This is a genomic window from Bartonella sp. OC68QHHN, assembly GCF_042193875.1.
Classification (GTDB): Bacteria; Pseudomonadota; Alphaproteobacteria; order Rhizobiales; family Rhizobiaceae; genus Bartonella; species Bartonella grahamii_A.
In genome coordinates this window covers 139,561-159,392 of the sequence record NZ_JBHIME010000019.1, presented here as the reverse complement: position 1 = coordinate 159,392, position 19,832 = coordinate 139,561, and the positions used below count along the sequence as shown (strand labels likewise).

The following is a 19,832-nucleotide window of genomic DNA, read 5'->3' as shown; positions in this document are numbered from 1 at the left end:
TAGAATTGGTTGAAACGTCTTCTATAATTGTTTATTTAAAACGCCACAGTTTTCTGTGGCGTTTTTTTAATCCTTAATTTTTCGAAAGAATTCTGCGTTTCCACCAACCAATACGTTCAGTTTTGGAAGAATCATTAGGCGTTGATGAAATAACAACGGGTTGATTAATTGTTTCTTCAACTTGGGTGGGAGAGGTTTCAACGACTTCCTGCATCTTGACTATAGTTTCTTTCTCTAATATTTTTTGTATCTGTGTTGTCTCTTTAGAGGATTTTTTTTTACGTGTTCCACGTGTTGATTTTTTACTATTTTCAAGAATTTTATCTTCTACCTCATGAATAGACTTGTCTGCTTTTTTTGTTTTAGCTTTACGTACCGAACTGGTTTTAGGTTTTTCTTCAAGAGATTTTTGTTCTGCGACATTTTGATCATTCTCTAAAGAAAGTTGATTTTCTAATACTTTTGAAGAACGCGTTTTACGTTTTTTAGGTTTAATACTTGTATCAATTTTTTCAGATTCACCCTGTTTTTGTATATCTAGAGCTTGTGTATTATTTTTTATTTCTTCAAGTTCAAAGGATTTAGCAAGTAAAACACGACGTTTGCGATGCACTGCTTTAATTTCTGCTAAAGCCTGCTTAGCAAAATCTCCCACTGGTTCTGCGTAAGGAAGGCGAATCTGATGAAAACTACTATTATCTTGATTGCGTCGACCACCACGACGTCCTCGACGGCGTCCTCGACGATAAGAATCATCATTCAAGATATCTTCTTTTTTATGAACATTGGAAAGAGAATGATCAGTAATTTCACCAGGACGATTTTTGCGCCGACGCTTTTGGTTCGTTTCAATGAGAGAAGGATTTTCAATAGATTCACTTTTTATGAAAACAGAATCTTCAATTTCTTTCTTATTGGCATCTTCCAATGAAGATCGAGAAATGCTCTCTGCTATTGAGCCTTTAGAAATAACAAGATGTTGCGTCCCAATACTATCATCTGCTTCAATACTAATATTAAGCTTAAAGCGAGCTTCTAAATTAACAAGAATGTTGCGTTTATGATTTAATACATAAAGCGCTGTTGCTACGGGTGTGCGCACGATAATATTATATTGCGAATTATGAAGAAGATATTCTTCAATTGAGCGCATGACATGTAACGCAATTGATGATTCAGAACGTATATTTCCTGTTCCTGCGCAATGTGGGCAGGGCTGTGTTGTACTTTCTAAAACCGATATGCGAATACGTTGACGACTCATTTCTAAAAGGCCGAAGTGTGAAATATGACCTACTTGAATACGAGCACGATCATTTTTTAAACAATCTTTTAATTTTTTTTCGACCAGCTTCACATTGCGTTCTTCAAGCATATCAATAAAATCAATCACAATTAAACCAGCAAGGTCACGCAAGCGTAATTGACGCGCTACTTCTTCAGCAGCTTCAAGGTTAGTTTGTAAGGCTGTCTTTTCGACAGAGAATTCTTTCGTAGAGCGGCCAGAATTTACGTCAATAGCAACAAGTGCTTCTGTTTGATTAATAACAAGATAACCACCAGATTTTAAAGAAACCTGTGGTTGCAACATTTTATCAAGTTGAATTTCAATATTATTTCTTGCAAAAATAGGTGTAGGATCACGGTAAGGTTGCACAACTTTTGCATGACTCGGCATGAGCATACGCATAAAGTCTTTCGCTTCACGATATCCCTGGTCTCCAGAGACAAGAATTTCACTAATGTTCTTATTGTAAAGATCTCGTATAGAACGCTTGATGAGATTGCTTTCTTCATGGACAAGGCATGGCGCCGTTGACTCGAGTGTCAAAGTGCGAATAGTATCCCATAACCGCATAAGATATTCATAATCACGTTTAATTTCAGCTTTTGTTCTATTGGCACCAGCGGTTCGTAAGATAACGCCCATACCTTTTGGAACTGCTAATTCTTTTACGATTTCTTTAAGACGCTTACGGTCTTGTAAGTTCGTAATTTTTCGTGAAATACCACCACCACGTGCTGTGTTGGGCATTAGAACAGAATAACGACCTGCTAGAGATAGATATGTTGTAAGAGCAGCACCTTTATTGCCACGCTCTTCTTTGATGACTTGTACCAACAAAATTTGACGTCGTTTAATGACTTCTTGAATTTTATACTGGCGCCCTTGTTTTCTTTGATAAATTGGGAGCTCTTCACGGATGTCCTCAGCACCGACCATTTCGATCTCATCATAAGAGATATCGGCATTTAATGCTTCTTCTGTATTATCAATTATTGTCACTTCAGATGTGATATCATTTTCAATATCGGCTGCTATGACATTGTTTTTTCCATTTTTTTTTGTTCTTCTGGAGCGTTTTTTATTGTTAGTTGCTTCTTCCGTAAAGGCATCTACAGAATTTTCTCCTACAGCTGCTTTTTCCTCTTCTTCAAGAAGAGCAAGGCGATCAGCAATAGGAATTTGATAATAATCAGGATGAATTTCAGAAAATGTTAAAAAACCATGTCGGTTTCCACCATATTCAACAAAAGCTGCTTGGAGAGAGGGTTCTACACGCGTAATACGTGCGAGATAAATATTCCCCTTGAGCTGTTTTCTATGTTCTGATTCAAAATCAAGTTCTTCAATTTTGTTGCCGTGAACAACAACAACACGTGTTTCCTCCGGATGGGAGGCATCTATAAGCATTTTGTTTGACATAAGTTAATATCCTGAAGGCGACATACACAATTTTATTCAAACGAACGCTATAACTATTCGTAAACATAAAAGGCTGTCTGCCATAAAAGGGAGGTACCAGAAAAACAGGATGGAACACCACGTGCAGAGGCATGACTGCATTTACACCATTTCTCATCATTATCTCCATCTGTTTTTTATGACTCATACTTTTTAAAAGTCTCCGGTAAAATAATCTTTAAAACAGTTCGGATATCCGAACCAACGAATCTTAAGTAATGCAATCCTAATGTTATAACATAGAAATTTTTCATCCATAAAAAAGTCTCAACGCATAATAGGCAAAAAACCTCTAAAAACAACTTAATATGAGTTACAGATAATTTAGATGACTATTATCAGCTCGGAAGCATAAATATTCTTTTATGTTGATATCATGCGTTTGGCAAGTAACAATGTACATCATGTATAATGATAAGATATTTATGACCTTAATTTCGTTTTGGGGTGTTTATTTAGCTTTTATTGAAAGATAGAGAATAAATTGCTGTATCGTTTTTATATAACCAAGATAAATTATTACAAATGTAATGTAGAGTACTTTGCTTATGATAAGAGTTTTTTTTACCAAAAAGCTGAAAACAGCGTATGAGGATGTTATTGTGCTCGTCACGTACTTTTTATTATGTTTTTTGCTATTACAAACCAGTGTTCAAGCTGCAGATCCTCTGAGACTTATTAATTTTCGAACCATTGGTGATAGTGTTTATACGCGTATTATTGCGGTTTTCAATTCAAAGCCAAATGTTCGTTTACAGATTTTAGACAGGCCTGCACGTTTGATTATCAATTTACCTACGAATGACTTTTCAGTACAAAATACGCCTTTAAAAAATCAAAATACATTATCCGTTATGCTTTCAGATGTGCGGTATGCTTTTTCTGACATACAGACTTCACGCATTATTTTGACAAGTAAAACGGCTTTTGTGGTTGAAAAAAGTGTCGTAAAAAAATTAAATAATGGTTTATGGCAGTTGCTGATTGATATTCGTAAAAGTACACAAGAAAAATTTGATGAGATATTAAAGAACCAGCAAAGGACCATTTTTGATACAAAAACACAGTTAATTCCAGCATATAGTTTCCGTGTTGTTCTTGATCCTGGTCATGGTGGTATTGATGGTGGTGCACGGGGTGTTACTGGAATCTTAGAAAAAGATGTGACTTTAGACTTTGCGCGTGCTTTGCGAGACGAATTACAAAAGGATTCTCATATTATTGTTGCTTTAACGCGAGATTCCAATATTTTTTTAAGACTGAGTGAAAGAGTTAAAAAAGCGCAAGAGTTTGATGCTGATCTTTTTATATCTATTCACGCGGATACGATTGATCTACATTCTCTTCGCGGTGCTACAGTGTATACCATATCAGAAAAAGCCTCTGATGCCATTGCAAAATCTTTAGCTGAAAATGAAAATAAAGTTGATTTGCTCGATGGTTTGCCTGCAGATGAAACGCTCGAAGTTACAGATATTTTGATGGATCTTACACGACGTGAAACACATACATTTTCGGTTAATTTTGCAAATAGTGTTATTTCAAGTTTATTAAAGAATCATATTAACTTGATTAATAACCCACATCGGTATGCTAATTTTCAAGTTTTAAGAGCTTCAGATATACCCTCCGTCTTGATAGAGATAGGTTATTTATCCAATAAAGAGGACGAAAAGTTATTAAATGATCCTCGTTGGAGAAAACAAATGGCAGCCTCTATTGCTCATTCTATTCGTCAATTTGCTGATTATAGGCAGAAAATGATACGGCCTCTTTAAATTTGTAAGAAAATAGAGTATCAATATGGGGTTTTAGTGTACCTTAATATAAATAAAAGATAGAAAACAAATTCTCTTGATCTCAATCTTGTGGTGATATCCACTTGGGGTGTTTGAAGTAACCTATTTTTTCTTTGATTAATTCTTAAGAAAGCGATAGCCATTTTTATGATGATTTTTTTAAGATATCTTCTTCGTTTTTTTGTTGCTATTGGACTTTGCGGAGCAATAACGTGGGGTGTTATAAGCAGTGGTCAAGCAAATGCACTCCCTGATTATGAAGTTCTTTCACTTTATGAGCCGCCGGTAATGACCCGCGTCCATGCTTCTGATGGCCGTCTTATGGCAGAGTTTGCAACAAAACATCGCCTCTATTTGCCGATTCAATCAATACCAAAGCTTGTTATAAATGCTTTTATTTCGGCTGAAGACAAAAACTTTTATCATCATTTTGGTTTAGATCCTGAAGGACTTTCTCGAGCTTTGATCAATAATATTCGTAATATTGGTTCTGGAAAACGTCCAGAGGGTGCATCAACTATAACACAACAAGTCGCTAAAAACTTCCTTTTAAGTTCAGAAACAACGTTAGAGCGTAAATTTAAGGAAGCTATTTTAGCAATGCGTATTGAAAAAACTTATTCAAAAGATCATATTCTCGAACTTTATCTCAATGAAATTTATCTGGGTCGTGGCACTTATGGTATAGCAGCTGCTTCTTTGACCTATTTCAATAAATCCGTCAATGATCTGACGCTAGAACAATGTGCTTATTTGGCTGCTCTTCCAAAAGGACCAGCAAATTATGATCCATTTAAGAATACACAACGTGCTATTGATCGGCGTAATTGGGTTATAGACCGAATGATTGCAAATGGATATGTAACGCGTAATCAAGGTGAAAAAGCGAAAGCTAAACCTTTAGGAGCGACAATACGTGGGAGTGATAGTTATGTTTTTGCGGCTGATTATTTTACTGAAGAAGTGCGACGTCGTTTAATACATCGCTATGGGGCTAAAACACTTTATGAAGGTGGGCTTTCCATTCGTACAACACTTGATCCGCATTTACAACTTATTGCGCGGCGTGCTTTGCACGATGGATTAATTAGATTTGATCATTCGCAAGGATGGCGTGGAGCTTATGCGCATATTGATGAGACAGGTGATTGGGGGATAGAACTTGCAAATATCACAGGGCTAAGTGATGTTCCTGAATGGCGTTTAGCTGTTGTTCTTTCTACTAATCCCAATAAAGTAGAGATTGGTTTACAGCCACAGCGCGAAGCTTCAGGTATATTATCAAAAAAACAGGAAATTGCTGTTTTATCTGAAGCTGATTCAAAATGGGCACTCCATGTTGTAAAAGAAAATGGTTATCGAAAAACTGTTCAGAGCTTATCTCATGTTCTGCAAGTTGGGGATGTCATTTTTGTTGAAAAACTATCTAATACAAACAACACTTATCGTTTACAACAAATTCCAAAGGTTGAAGGTGCAATTGTTGCTATGGAACCTCATACAGGGCGCGTTCTTGCGATGGTGGGAGGATTTTCGTTTGCCGCATCTGAATTCAATCGTGCAACCCAAGCTTATCGCCAACCTGGGTCTGCTTTTAAGCCTTTTGTTTATGCTGCAGCTCTTGATAACGGGTATACACCAGCATCCGTTGTTTTAGATGGTCCCATTGAAGTTCGTCAATATAATGGTGAAGTTTGGCAACCAAAAAATTATGGTAGTACCTTTGCGGGACCTTCAACGTTGCGTTATGGTATTGAGCGTTCTCGTAATCTTATGACAATACGGCTTGCCAATGATATGGGAATGCCTCTTGTCGCTGAATATGCAGAACGCTTTGGCGTGGTGGATAAATTGCAGCCTTATCTTCCCATGGCTTTAGGGGCTGGCGAAACAACAGTATTACGAATGGTTACAGCTTATTCAGTTATTGCCAATGGGGGACGCTCTATTAAACCTTCTCTGATAGACAGAATTCAAGATCGTTATGGAAAGACAATTTATCGTCATGATGATCGTATTTGTGAAAATTGTAATACGCATTCATGGAATAATCAAAGTGAACCCACATTGATTGATGAGCGAGATCAAGTTCTTGACCCTATGACGGCTTATCAGATTACATCCATGATGGAAGGGGTTGTTCAGCGTGGTACTGCAGCACGTTTACGTTATCTTAATCGACATATTGCCGCTAAGACAGGGACAACCAATGACTCTAAAGATGTCTGGTTTATGGGATTTACTCCTGACATTGTCGTTGGTATTTTTATCGGCTACGATCAACCTGCTCCGTTAGGATATAATGGAACCGGAAGTTCATTAGCTGCACCTATTTTTGGTGAGTTTATGGCAAATGCTCTTAAAGGGAAGCCAGATGTTCCCTTTAAGATGCCAAAGGGCATGATTTTAATGCCAATTAATCGGAAAACAGGAATGCTTGCAGAAAGAGGAGATCAAGATGTCATTATAGAAGCATTTAAACCAGGAACTGGTCCTGCTGATATATATCAAGTTATTGGGAGTACAAATTCTTTTCAAGAAGGTGTTCCTGCAGTAACTACTTCTCCACAAGTCAATAAAGCCCTTGAAAGTGGGACAGGTGGGCTGTATTAATCAACAAAAGCTCCTTTCGCCATGAGTCATGGTTTTTATTTTTTTACAGTGTCGGTCCTGTAAATAGAGGGATAAATCCGTGCTATTTCTTCACAGCAGCTATCAAATTTGTATAAAATTCTAGAGACATAACCAGAAAGAATGTTAAAAAATACGGTGTTAAATTATGCGAGCAGAAATAGAAACATTAGTTGATGAAATCCAGAAAGCAATTCAATTGCTAAGGGGGCATCTTTGACTGGGATCAATCACTAAAGCGTCTTGAATATCTTAATCAAAAAGCGGAAGATCCGTCATTATGGGATGATGCACGACGAGCACAAGATATGATGCGTGAGCGTCAACGTCTTGATGATTCAATCAATGGTCTTTTATCATTTACAAGAACACTTGAAGAATGCATTGAGCTTATCGCGATGGGCGAAGCAGAAAGTGATGTTGAAATTATCGCTGATGCAGAAAATTCAATACGTAATCTTAAAAATGAGATAGATAAAAGGCAAATTGACGTACTTCTTTCAGGAGAGGCAGATCCGAATGATACCTATTTAGAAGCTCATGCTGGAGCAGGGGGAACAGAAAGCCAAGATTGGGCTTCTATGCTCTTACGTATGTATATGCGCTGGGCTGAACAGCATGAAATGAAGGTTGAAATTTTAGAAATTCATGATGGAGAAGAAGCAGGAATAAAGTCAGCGACTATTCTTGTAAAAGGGCATAATGCTTATGGAATGTTAAAAACAGAATCAGGCGTTCATCGCTTGGTGCGGATTTCTCCATTTGATTCGAATGCAAAGCGCCATACCTCTTTTGCGAGCATTTGGGTTTATCCAGTTATTGATGACAATATTGAAGTTGATGTTTCAGAGGCAGATGTGCGTATTGATACATATCGTGCATCGGGAGCTGGAGGACAACATGTTAACACGACAGATTCTGCTGTTCGCATCACACATATAAAAACGGGTATTGTTGTTCAATGTCAAACAGAGCGTTCTCAACATAAAAATCGGGCTACGGCTTGGTCGATGTTGCGTGCACGGCTTTATGAAGAAGAGCTTAAAAAAAGAGAAGAAGAAACCAATGCTGCTGAATCTTCTAAAACAGAAATCGGATGGGGACATCAAATTAGGTCTTATGTTCTTCAACCCTATCAGCTTGTCAAAGATTTGCGTACAGGAATTGAAAATACGGACCCTCAATCCGTACTTAATGGTAATTTAGATGCATTTATAGAGGCTGCACTCGCACGGCGCATTTATAGACAAGACAAAGAAATTGAGGATATTCGTTAATTATAGATCCTTCCTTCAAGCCATGTAGATTTTTTTCTTAAGCTATTCGTTTTATTGATGTTGTGATGTTACTATAGCCCTTGATACTTTAAAGATTCAAAGAGGGATCTTCTTGTTCTTTTCTTCAATTTTTTTCTCACACGCCAATCCTGCTTATGATATCGCAAGTAATAGGAAGAAGCTGAAATAAGAAAAATTTGCGATATTCGGAGGATAACTTTTGCTTTTTAAAGTAAATCAAACACTCAATTTACAAGTTACCACTATGATGTAAAAGTGTTGCAGTAGCTAAAACATTTTCAGCATGCCCAGATACGCTTACTTTGCGCCATTCTTCTGCTATTATTCCATTTGCATCAATGAGAAAAGTGCTCCGTTCAACACCCATATATTTGCGTCCATACATGCTTTTCTCAACCCAAACACCATAAGCTTCGAGGGTTGTTTTTTCTTCATCAGAAACCAAGATGACATCAAGTTCATGTTTTAATTTAAATTTATCATGTTTTTTTACATTATCTGGAGAGATTCCAATAACAGCAACACCGATTTCATCAAATTTCATCTTTAATTTTGTGAAATCAAGTGCTTCGCTTGTGCAGCCACTGGTGTCATCTTTTGGATAAAAATATAAAACAACAGGTTTTCCTTTAAAGTCAGAAAGACACACTGTTTCTCCTCCATCGCGAGGCAAATTAAAATCAGGAGCAAGGGTACCTTTCATTGGTCTTGTCATTGTTTTCATCTTTCTTTCTTGTGTAACAGGTATAAGATATCAGAGTATACAGAAGAAAAGAACTATTCAACTCTCTAGAACATTATTGTTTTGAAAAGACCTTTATTTTCCTAACAAAACTCGCCCGATCACAACGATTGGATTGGAAGAACAAGATCGACGTGAACAACATAAACAAAACAACAAAAGATTATACTGGTTTCATCACAACATGTTTTTTCTTACCGAAAGAAAGTTTAATGATTCCTTCTGCACTGACATCCCCTTCAATAATAAGATGTGTTTCATCCTCAATAATTTGATCATTTACACGTACACCTCCACCTTGAACGTGTCGGCGTGCCTCACTATTAGATTTAGCGAGTCCTGCTTGTACTAAAAGAGTGAGCAATCCAACACCTTTTTTTAATTCTGAGGCATTAATTTCAACAGTTGGAAGATTTTCTCCCAGAGTTTTTTCTTCAAACGTTTTGCGAGCAGTCTCTGCTGCTGCATTGGCAAGAACACGTCCATGCAACATTGCTGTAACTTCTGTTGCAAGAATTTTTTTTGCTTCGTTAATTTCTGTCCCTTGTAATACAGAAAGTTTAAGAATCTCATCCATTGGCAAAGGGGTATAGAGCTTTAGAAATCGTGTTACATCAGCATCTTCTATATTACGCCAATATTGCCAAAATTGATAAGGTGAAAGCATATCCGCATTCAGCCATACAGCCCCATTCAATGATTTACCCATTTTGGCACCGGAAGAGGTTGTCAGCAATGGTGATGTTAACGCATATAATTGTGGTGTTCCTAAACGATGCCCTAATTCGATTCCGTTAATAATGTTACCCCATTGATCAGAGCCCCCCATTTGCATACGCAACCCATAACGTTTATAAAGTTCAACAAAGTCATAAGCTTGCAGAATCATATAATTAAACTCTAAGAATGACAAAGAGTGCTCACGCTCAAGTCTGAGTCTGACGGAATCAAATGACAACATACGGTTGACAGAAAAATGTTTTCCTACATCACGCAAAAATTCTAAGTAGTTTAAATTGCATAACCATTCGGCATTATTCACAATACAAGCATCAGTTTCTCGGTCACCGAATGTCAAATAGTTAGCAAATACCTTTTTAATACCATCAATATTTGCAGCAATATCATCTTGTGTCAGAAGGCGTCGCGCTTCATCTTTGAAGGAAGGATCACCGATCAAACCGGTTCCTCCACCCATTAATGCAATGGGGCGATGTCCCGTTTTTTGTAACCAATAAAGCATCATAATCTGAAGAAGACTTCCAGCATGTAAACTCGATGCTGTTGGATCAAATCCAGTATAAGCGCTTACAGTTTCTTTTGAAAAAAGATCATCTAAGCCTTTTTCATCTGAAATTTGGTAGATAAAACCACGTTCGCTCATAATGTGTAAAAAATCAGATTTAAAGGCAAACACAGATTCAATTTCCTAATTTTAAGAGTACATTCATTTCATATAATAGGTGATTATTTAATGGAACGTTATCTATCATAACTGATACACACATCACAAGAGAAAGAGACATATTGGTAATATAGATAATAATACAGGTATTATTTCCTTTTACGCTAAAAAAAAAGAGTTTTCAGTAATAGAAAAAAGACATTCTGTTATTCTCATTTCTATCCTGAAATAAGATTTAGAAAAGTTTTAAATACAGACTAAAAAATTACTTTGTTATAATCAGAGACGACTTTTGCTGATTTTGTATAAATCTATCGTGTTTTCCTAAGTTAGTGAAAGTATTTCAGGAGGAGGAGCGAGAAGTTCATTGGTGATATGGTTGTCCAAATAGTGAGTACATCGCTCAATAAGCTCTTCATGACATCCACTAAAAAAGTGATTAGCCTCTTCCAATATTTCTTGTGTGATGATGATTCCTTTTTGTGTTTTTAATTTATCGACAAGTATTTGAACATCTTTTGGAGGAGCAACTTTATCGATACCACCATGAATGATAAGTCCAGAGGAGGGACAAGGTGCAAGAAATGAAAAGTCATAAACATTAGGCTGAGGGGCAACAGAGATAAATCCCTCAATTTCCGGTCTGCGCATTAAAAGCTGCATACCAATCCATGCTCCAAATGAATATCCTGCTACCCAACAATTTTTAGAGTCTGGATGTTGTGTTTGCACCCAATCGAGAGCAGCAGCAGCATCTGAAAGTTCTCCTATTCCATAATCAAATTCACCCTGACTACGACCAATACCACGAAAGTTAAAACGTAAAGTTGTAAAGCCACGTTGTTGGAACATATAAAAGAGATCATAGACAATTTTATGATTCATAGTTCCACCAAATTGGGGATGAGGATGTAAAATGATCGCAATGGGTGCATTTTTTTGTTGTGAAGGTTGATAACGCCCTTCGAGCCGACCCGCGGGACCGTTAAAAATAATTTCTGGCATAAAATGCTCCTTAATGCAATAAAAGGCTCTCATTGACCTTGGTCGACTTTTACCATAGAATCTCTTAAATAATTATTAGATATTCTTTTTTTAGTGCGCTTTTCAAGAAAATTGCGCTATTTTTTTCATCAATTCATAAGATTAATGATTGCGATGTAAGATGGTTATAAAACGCCGATATTTTGATCATAACGCAACAACACCGCTCAAAAAAATGGCACGGATGGCGTTACTGGAATCTTTAGAGATATTTGGTAATCCATCATCGGTTCATAAGGAAGGGCGTGCGGCTAAAACTTTGTTGCAAAAGGCACGTCAACAAATCGCTGAAAATCTTAAAACAGATCCAGATCACGTGGTATTTACTTCTGGTGCGAGTGAAGCAGCAATGACTTTGTTAACACCCTTTTACAATATGGGGAATGCAAAAGTTCAATTTTCTCATCTTTACCTTGGAGCGACTGAACATCCCTCTGTTGCAGAGGGAGGGCGTTTTTCTAAAGAATTGATAAGCGTCATTGCTGTTAATCAAGATGGACTCATTCAACAAGATAAATTAATATCACTCTTAACGGTTCACGATAAAACAAAAGGTTTACCTCTTGTTGCTATTCAAGCTGCAAATAGTGAAACGGGTGTTATTCAACCGTTAACAGAAATCGCCGCTATTGTTCGGGATTTAGGAGGCACTCTTATTGTTGATTTGACACAATATGTAGATAAAAATTTCGTAGATATTAATCAGCTAGGAGGAGACTTTTTTATACTGTCTGCACATAAAGTTGGTGGTCCTAAAGGAATCGGTGCTTTTGTTTCATGTAGTAATCTTCTCATGCCACACCCTCTTATTATTGGGGGAGGACAAGAAAAAGGTCTCCGCGGAGGAACAGAAGCATTGCCCCTTATTGCTGCTTTTGGAGCAGCAATAGCTGATTGTTTCACACAGGAGGAAATAAAACAGTTAATATATTTACGCAATAAATTAGAAGATGGACTACAAAAAATAAGTAAAAATGTTGAAATTTTTGGCAAAAAAGTTCAACGTTTGCCAAATACAACTTACTTTACCGTGAAAAATATAAAAGCTGAAACAATGCAAATTGCTTTTGATTTAGAAGGGTTCTCTATATCATCCGGCTCTGCTTGTTCTTCGGGAAAAGTAAAACAAAGCAAAGTATTGGAGGCAATGGGGTATCATGTTCCAAATGGTGCTATTCGCATTTCGCTAGGGCGTGACACAACTTCTGAAGATATTGATGATTTTCTGTCCTTTTTTTCTCAAATTATAAGCAGAAAAAAAGGGTAAGATTTCTCATCAGAAAATTATAAATTAGAATCATTTTAAAAATAGGATAAGTTTGATTGAAATTTTTGCACTTTACCTATAGCCTAGGAAATAACTTACTTACTTTAATCTTGTAAAAAAAAACAAGACTTTTAGTTACCGGTTTCTGACGCCAAAAAATGGAGAAAATTTATGCCGGCAGTACAAGAAACAATACGCCAAGTACGTGAAATAGATGTTGACCAATATAGATATGGTTTTGAAACCAATATTGAAACAGATAAAGCTCCAAAAGGCTTAAATGAAGATATAATCAAATTTATTTCTGCTAAAAAACATGAGCCTGAATGGATGATAACATGGCGCTTAAAAGCTTACCGCCGTTGGCTGACAATGCAAGAGCCTCATTGGGCACGTCTTGAATATCCTAAAATTGATTTTCAGGAGCTTTATTATTATGCTGCTCCAAAAAATCATACAGGACCAAAATCTTTGGATGAAGTGGATCCTGAGTTATTAGCAACGTACGAAAAACTTGGCATTCCCCTTAAAGAACAAGAGATTTTGGCAGGAGTAAGAAAACAGTCTGATCCCTCTACTTTTGATGACAGTATGTCTGTATCGGGACAGGTGGCTGTTGATGCAGTCTTTGATTCTGTTTCTGTTGTAACAACATTCAAAAAAGAGCTGGCACGTGCTGGTGTGATTTTTTGTTCTATTTCAGAGGCGATTATTGAACATTCTGAACTTATAAAAGAATATTTAGGAACAGTTGTACCTGTAAGTGATAATTATTATGCGGCCTTAAATGCTGCTGTCTTTACAGATGGTTCATTTGTTTATATTCCCAAAGGGGTTCGTTGTCCTATGGAGCTTTCAACTTATTTTAGGATTAATGAACGTAACACTGGCCAATTTGAACGAACATTGATTATCGCCGCTGAAGATTCTTATGTTTCTTATCTTGAAGGGTGTACAGCACCCCAACGTGATGAAAACCAACTTCATGCTGCTGTTGTTGAGCTTATTGCCCTTAAAAATGCAGAGATTAAATATTCTACAGTACAAAACTGGTATCCTGGCGATAAAGATGGAAAGGGTGGTATTTATAATTTTGTGACGAAGCGTGGAGATTGTCGAGGTGATAACTCTAAAATTTCATGGACACAAGTTGAGACTGGTTCTGCGATTACTTGGAAATATCCATCCTGCTTACTCCGTGGTGATAATACGCGTGGAGAATTTTATTCTATTGCTGTTGCAAACGGTCATCAACAAATTGATTCCGGTACAAAAATGATTCATTTGGGAAAAAATACATCCAGTCGTATTATTTCCAAAGGCATTTCTGCAGGTTTTTCAAATAACACTTATCGAGGACAAGTCACAGCACATCGAAAAGCACAAAATGCGCGTAATTTTACGCAGTGTGATAGTTTGTTAATCGGGAATGATTGTGGTGCGCATACAGTTCCTTATATTGAAGCAAAAAATGCAACAGCTCAGTTTGAACATGAAGCCACAACATCAAAAATTTCTGATGACCAACTTTTTTATGTTATGCAGCGAGGAATTCCCGAAGAAGAAGCTATCGCATTAATTGTAAATGGTTTTGTAAAAGAGGTCATTCAAAAACTTCCCATGGAGTTTGCTGTCGAAGCACAAAAGCTTATTGGTATTAGCCTTGAAGGTAGTGTTGGGTAATTTCATTTAATTAGATAAATAGAAGATTTGAAGTAAAAAGGCTGTAACAGTAGCAAATAATGCTAAAAATGACCTCTATGGTAATTACAAAAGTAGGTGGATGCTAAGGTAAAATAATACGCATTGGTATCTGAAAAAACAGCCAAAACAGGATTAAATTATGTTAGAGATAAAAAATTTGCACGCCCGTATTGCTGAGACCGATACAGAAGTTATTCGTGGTTTAAACTTGACAGTTCAAGATGGAGAAGTTGCCGCTATCATGGGACAAAATGGAGCTGGAAAATCAACTTTGTCTTATTTGATTGCTGGTCATGATGATTATGAAATAACAGAAGGAGAGATTCTCTATAATGGACAATCACTTTTAGAAATGGATCCAGCAGAACGTGCTGCAGATGGTGTTTTTCTTGCATTTCAATATCCAATGGAAATACCAGGGGTAGCAACGATGGAATTTTTAAAAGTTGCGATGAATTCTCAACGCAAAGCACGAGGTGACAAAGAGCTTAAAATTCCTGAATTTATAAAATGTGTTAAAGAAGTTTCAGCCAAACTTGAAATAGATATGGATATGCTAAAGCGTCCTTTAAATGTAGGTTTTTCAGGTGGAGAAAAAAAACGCGCTGAAATTTTACAAATGGCACTTCTTGAACCTAAACTTTGCATTTTAGATGAAACGGATTCTGGTTTAGATATTGATGCACTAAAAATTGTTGCAGATGGTGTTAATAAACTTCGGGATTCAAAACGTTCATTTTTGGTGATTACCCATTATCAACGGCTGCTTAATTATATTATTCCTGATACGGTACATGTTCTTTATAAAGGACAAATTATCAAAAGCGGAGATAAATCCTTAGCGATTTATTTAGAGCAAAATGGGTATGCTGATCTTATCAGAGAAGCGGGTTGAGGTTATTGAATATGAATGCACAGCAAAACTTGTTAGCGGTTGAAGAAAATATACTCAGTAATTTCAATCAGTATGTAAACGACTTACCTGGTGATAAAGCTGTACAGGAAATCCGCAAGAAAGCTATTGAGCAGTTTCAAACGACACGGATTCCTTCCCGTAAAATCGAAAGCTGGCATTATACCAATCTGCGTACCTTACTGAAGTCTATTAGCAATTTTTCAAAAGTTCAAGACAGTCAATTAGTTGATGCATTGCTTTCAGAAAGTGCTGTTTTCTCGATAAACAATGGAAAAACATTGATAGAGTCAAAGGTAGACAATATCATAGTAAAACGCCTTTCAGACGCATTAGAAGATAATTCTGTACAGATAAATCAAAACATTTCTGATGAGGATTTTATTGCACAGTTAAATACAGCTTTTTTTACAGATGGTTGGCTTTTTCACATCCCTGAAAATACAAAGTTAAATATACCCATTGAATTACAAAATATACAAATGGGGGGACAATCTCATATTTTTTCGGATATAAAAGTTGATAAAAATAGTCAAGTTATGTTTATTGAACATCAGGTTGGCAATGATAAAGATACCTTTGTCAGTTCAATATTTTCATTAAATGTTGCTGCTGATAGTGATGTCACATGGATTCTCATTCGCAATCGTGATTTTAATTCTACACAATTTGGTCGATTTTGTGCTGTTCTTGATCAAAGAGCAAAGTTATCACTTTATGTCATTAATATAGGGAGCCAATTAAATCGCCAAGAAGTCGATATTGAATTACAGGGGGAAGAATCTGATTTTCAATTACGCGTTATAAATTTATTATCAGGACAAACACATAATGATCTTACAATGACTGTTCGTCATATGGAAGAAAAATCAACATCAACCGAAATTATACGCAATGTAGTTACAGATAAGGCTGTTGGAGTTTTCCAAGGAATAATACGAGTTTCTCAAAAAGCGCAAAAAACAGATGCACGCATGGCTTGTAATAGCCTTATTCTTTCAGATGATGCAGAATTTAATGCAAAGCCTGAACTGGAGATTTTTGCTGATGATGTTGCATGCGGTCATGGTGCAACAGTTGCTAATATTAATCATGATTATCTTTTTTATCTTATGGCGCGTGGTATCCCATTTAAAACGGCTCGTGCACTTTTGATTAAAGGATTTATCTCTGAGCTCATTGATGACATTAAGCAAGATAATATTCAAATTGTTTTGGAGACTATCATTAGTAAATGGCTTGAAAAAAATGTTTAAGGTAGAAAAAATGGAAAATAACGTACAAACATTTACTTATAATGTCGAAGAAATTCGGCGTGATTTTCCTCTTTTGCACCATCAAGTTTATGGAAAGCGATTAGCATATCTTGATAGTAGTGCTTCTGCCCAAAAACCAATGTCAGTACTCAATGCAATGAATAATTATTATCACTATAGTTATGCTAATGTGCATAGGGGAATGTATTTTTTAGCCAATATAGCAACACAATCATATGAAAATTCTCGTGAAACCGTTCGTGTTTTTATAAATGCTCAAAAAGCTGAAGAAATTGTTTTTACGAAAAATGCAACAGAAGCTATTAATACTGTTGCTTATGGTTGGGCTATGCCTAAACTCAAAGAAGGTGATGAGATTGTTCTAACTATCATGGAACATCATTCAAATATTATTCCTTGGCATTTTATCCGTGAACAAAAAGGTGTTAAACTTATTTTTGTTCCTGTCGATGAAAATGGTGTTCTGCACATTGAAGATTTCCAAAAGGCTTTAAGTGAAAAAACGCGGCTTGTTGCTATAACGCATATGTCCAATATATTAGGAACTGTGCCTCCTGTTAAAGAGATTATTAAGCTAGCACATCAAAATTCTATTCCTGTTCTTGTTGATGGTTCTCAAGGAGCAATACATTTAACTGTTGATGTGCAAGATCTCGATTGTGATTGGTATGTCTTTACAGGTCATAAGCTTTATGGTCCCACCGGTATTGGCGTTCTGTATGGTAAGGAAGATAGATTAGAAGAAATGCGTCCTTTTCAAGGGGGAGGGGAAATGATCGAGGAGGTAACAACCGATAAGGTTTTTTATAATGCGCCTCCTTACCGTTTTGAAGCAGGCACTCCTCCTATCGTTGAAGCTATTGGATTAACTGCAGCTATTGATTATATACAAGAGAAAGGTCGTAGTACGATTCATGCCCATGAAAGATCCCTTTTAGCTTATGCGCAGGAAAAACTTAAAATGGTTGAGTCATTGCGTATTTATGGTCATTCTCCCAATAAAGGAGCTATTATATCATTTACAATTGAAGGGATTCACGCCCATGATATCGCTATGTTTATTGATAGAAAAGGAGTTGCAATACGCGCGGGAACCCATTGTGCACAGCCTTTATTACAGCGCTTTGGTCTAACATCTATTTGTCGTGCATCGTTAGCCATGTATAACACTCAAGAAGATGTAGATCAATTAGTAGAAGCATTGAAAGAAACAAGGACATTTTTTAATGGCTGAATCAATTGAAGAGCGTCATTCTACAGAATCTGTTGAAACTGTAAGAAAAAATAAAAAATCTTATATATCAGCAATTCCAGCAGATGAAATTGATCGTATGACGAATGATATTATTGCTGCTCTCAAAACAGTTTATGACCCAGAGATTCCTGCTGATATTTATGAGCTAGGACTGATCTATCGTATTGATATTGAAGATGATCGTTCAGTAAAAATTGAAATGACTCTTACAGCACCGGGATGTCCTGTTGCTGGTGAAATGCCGGGGTGGGTAGAAAATGCAGTCAGTGCAGTTGAAGGGGTTTCGTATGTTGAAGTCACTATGACTTTTGATCCACCATGGACACCTGATTGTATGTCAGAAGAAGCTCAAATTGCTGTCGGATGGTACTAACAATACTGTTCGTGAATACATCGTTTTTCTCAAACATTTGGATTTAAAAACGATTACATGCATTATAATAAACCAAAATTAGAACTTAACTGGATTGGAAAAGAAAAATGCCCCAAACTAAAGCCTCGTATCTTATTAGAAGATCTTGAGAAATCTTATCATGCCTCAAATCAAATATTCTATCTTAAAGTGATGACGGATGAAATTTTTGGTTGCCAAAATTTCATCAACAATATTATTTGGCAAAAGAAATATGCTCCACAAAATGATACAAAATGGCTTTCTGATAACCATGATTTTATAATGGGTTATGCCAAAAACAAAACGATTTGGCGCCCTAATTTACTTCCTCGTTCAAGCAATATGGATGCCCGCTATAAAAATCCTGATAATGATTCCCGCGGTTCTTGGAAATCTGGAGACTTATCCGTAAAAAGAGTAACGCTTAAGGATATTTATGAAATCATCACACCTTCTGGACGTAAAGTGATGCCCCCTAATGGTAGAAATTGGGCTATGAGTGAAAAAAATTCTCTGCATTATTAAAAGATAATCGCATTTGCTTTGTTTACATCAAGCATTAAAAATATTACTTCCTTATATTGAAGTATTCTTACGGAGAATTTATACTACTATTTCTTTAATTTCTATTTCTATTCGTTTTGATTATTATTAAGCTTTTTGTTATCCGAATTAAACATTCAAAAAAAACATTAATTTTATAAAATATTCACACAGTTTACTCAATTTCTTGAAATAGATTTAAAAAAATAAATTTCTCTCAGATCTTATGGTAAAGGAAGTGTGTACTGTCACAGTTTGCCCCAATACTCTCTTTATTTTTTAATAATACCGCATGCCAAACGCGCACCACCTCCGCCAAGCGGTAATGGTTTATCTGATTGATTATCTGCCCCTAAATGAATGACTAAAGAGTGCCCTTTAATTTCAGAGATTTTTTTTAATCGTGGAGAAAGAACGCTCATCATGGCATATCCTTGCTTATCAACATAAAGTGCTGGTAAATCACCAAGATGACCATTGATATTATAAGGTCCTAAATGTTTTCCGGTATGTTCCGGATCATAATGTCCACCTGCGCTTCCACCAATTATGCCATCTTTTGTATCACATGAAGGATTTACATGTACATGAAAACCATGCATCCCTTCTGATAAATTAGATAAATTAGGGATAAAAATCAAACCGTATGTGTTTTCTTCAATTTTAATGCTACCAATAGCCTTTTTGGAATTATTATCTTCTAATTTATAAATATTTACTTGTGTTGATAGTGCTAATGCAGAATTTTTATGAATTAAAAATGCCATAAAAACTAATAATAATATTTTCATAAAATACCTTTATAATTATATTT

Annotated in this window: 15 protein-coding genes; 10 read left to right on the top strand and 5 right to left on the bottom strand. The window is 36.2% G+C overall.

From position 1 onward, the window contains the following. Positions 1-73: 73 nt before the first annotated feature. Entirely contained in the window at positions 74-2,707 is a 2,634-nt protein-coding gene (locus ACFIJ0_RS02525; RefSeq protein ID WP_375623571.1) for an Rne/Rng family ribonuclease, read from the bottom strand. Between the two features lie 587 nt (positions 2,708-3,294). Here ACFIJ0_RS02525 and ACFIJ0_RS02520 point away from each other — a divergent pair. The 3 genes from ACFIJ0_RS02520 to prfB all read left to right on the top strand — a co-directional run bounded on the left by ACFIJ0_RS02520 (position 3,295) and on the right by prfB (position 8,453). Beyond that, a complete protein-coding gene (locus tag ACFIJ0_RS02520) occupies positions 3,295-4,524 on the top strand; it encodes an N-acetylmuramoyl-L-alanine amidase (protein WP_375623573.1) in 1,230 nt (409 codons plus the stop codon). Between the two features lie 168 nt (positions 4,525-4,692). Further along, positions 4,693-7,158, top strand: a complete 2,466-nt coding sequence (locus tag ACFIJ0_RS02515) for a penicillin-binding protein 1A (protein ID WP_375623575.1) — start codon at positions 4,693-4,695, stop codon at positions 7,156-7,158. A gap of 166 nt (positions 7,159-7,324) precedes the next feature. After that, positions 7,325-8,453, top strand: a protein-coding gene (gene prfB, locus ACFIJ0_RS02510; protein ID WP_375644194.1) for a peptide chain release factor 2 whose coding sequence is annotated in 2 segments (ribosomal slippage) — positions 7,325-7,393 and positions 7,395-8,453 — 1,128 coding nt in all. Because the reading frame shifts where the segments join, the coding sequence is not laid out codon by codon here. Positions 8,454-8,703: 250 nt separating this feature from the next. On the opposite strand, the gene ACFIJ0_RS02505 is transcribed toward prfB, so the two are convergent. From ACFIJ0_RS02505 to ACFIJ0_RS02495, 3 genes are all read right to left on the bottom strand, one after another. After that, a complete protein-coding gene (locus tag ACFIJ0_RS02505) occupies positions 8,704-9,189 on the bottom strand; it encodes a peroxiredoxin (protein ID WP_375644192.1) in 486 nt (161 codons plus the stop codon). Between the two features lie 190 nt (positions 9,190-9,379). Continuing rightward, positions 9,380-10,633, bottom strand: coding sequence for a tyrosine--tRNA ligase (gene tyrS / locus ACFIJ0_RS02500; protein ID WP_375623581.1), 1,254 nt, complete (start codon positions 10,631-10,633; stop codon positions 9,380-9,382). Between the two features lie 312 nt (positions 10,634-10,945). Further along, positions 10,946-11,626: an alpha/beta hydrolase gene (locus ACFIJ0_RS02495; protein ID WP_375623583.1), complete on the bottom strand. Its 681-nt coding sequence runs from the start codon at positions 11,624-11,626 to the stop codon at positions 10,946-10,948. 160 nt (positions 11,627-11,786) lie between these two features. On the opposite strand from ACFIJ0_RS02495, the gene ACFIJ0_RS02490 reads away from it, so the two are divergent. From ACFIJ0_RS02490 to ACFIJ0_RS02460, 7 genes are all read left to right on the top strand, one after another. After that, the gene (locus ACFIJ0_RS02490; protein WP_375623585.1) at positions 11,787-12,932 is read left to right on the top strand and encodes a cysteine desulfurase family protein; all 1,146 of its coding nucleotides are present in this window, start codon (positions 11,787-11,789) and stop codon (positions 12,930-12,932) included. A 171-nt stretch (positions 12,933-13,103) separates the two neighbouring features. Beyond that, complete coding sequence (sufB, locus tag ACFIJ0_RS02485) at positions 13,104-14,615, top strand: Fe-S cluster assembly protein SufB (protein ID WP_375623587.1); 1,512 nt, start codon at positions 13,104-13,106, stop codon at positions 14,613-14,615. A gap of 160 nt (positions 14,616-14,775) precedes the next feature. Next, a complete protein-coding gene (gene sufC, locus ACFIJ0_RS02480; protein ID WP_375623588.1) occupies positions 14,776-15,531 on the top strand; it encodes a Fe-S cluster assembly ATPase SufC in 756 nt (251 codons plus the stop codon). An 11-nt stretch (positions 15,532-15,542) separates the two neighbouring features. Then, positions 15,543-16,805, top strand: coding sequence for a Fe-S cluster assembly protein SufD (sufD, locus tag ACFIJ0_RS02475; RefSeq protein WP_375644191.1), 1,263 nt, complete (start codon positions 15,543-15,545; stop codon positions 16,803-16,805). A gap of 10 nt (positions 16,806-16,815) precedes the next feature. Next, positions 16,816-18,060 (top strand): cysteine desulfurase, encoded by a 1,245-nt coding sequence (locus ACFIJ0_RS02470; RefSeq protein WP_375644190.1) that lies wholly within the window; start codon positions 16,816-16,818, stop codon positions 18,058-18,060. Further along, the gene (locus ACFIJ0_RS02465) at positions 18,053-18,454 is read left to right on the top strand and encodes an SUF system Fe-S cluster assembly protein (protein ID WP_375623593.1); all 402 of its coding nucleotides are present in this window, start codon (positions 18,053-18,055) and stop codon (positions 18,452-18,454) included. Before ACFIJ0_RS02470 ends, ACFIJ0_RS02465 begins: the two co-directional genes overlap by 8 nt. A 57-nt stretch (positions 18,455-18,511) precedes the next feature. Next, positions 18,512-19,000, top strand: coding sequence for a hypothetical protein (locus ACFIJ0_RS02460; RefSeq protein WP_375644188.1), 489 nt, complete (start codon positions 18,512-18,514; stop codon positions 18,998-19,000). A 290-nt stretch (positions 19,001-19,290) separates the two neighbouring features. Here the strand turns inward: ACFIJ0_RS02460 and sodC are convergent, their stop codons facing one another. Beyond that, positions 19,291-19,809: a superoxide dismutase [Cu-Zn] SodC gene (gene sodC, locus ACFIJ0_RS02455; protein WP_375623597.1), complete on the bottom strand. Its 519-nt coding sequence runs from the start codon at positions 19,807-19,809 to the stop codon at positions 19,291-19,293. Between the last annotated feature and the right edge of the window lie 23 nt (positions 19,810-19,832).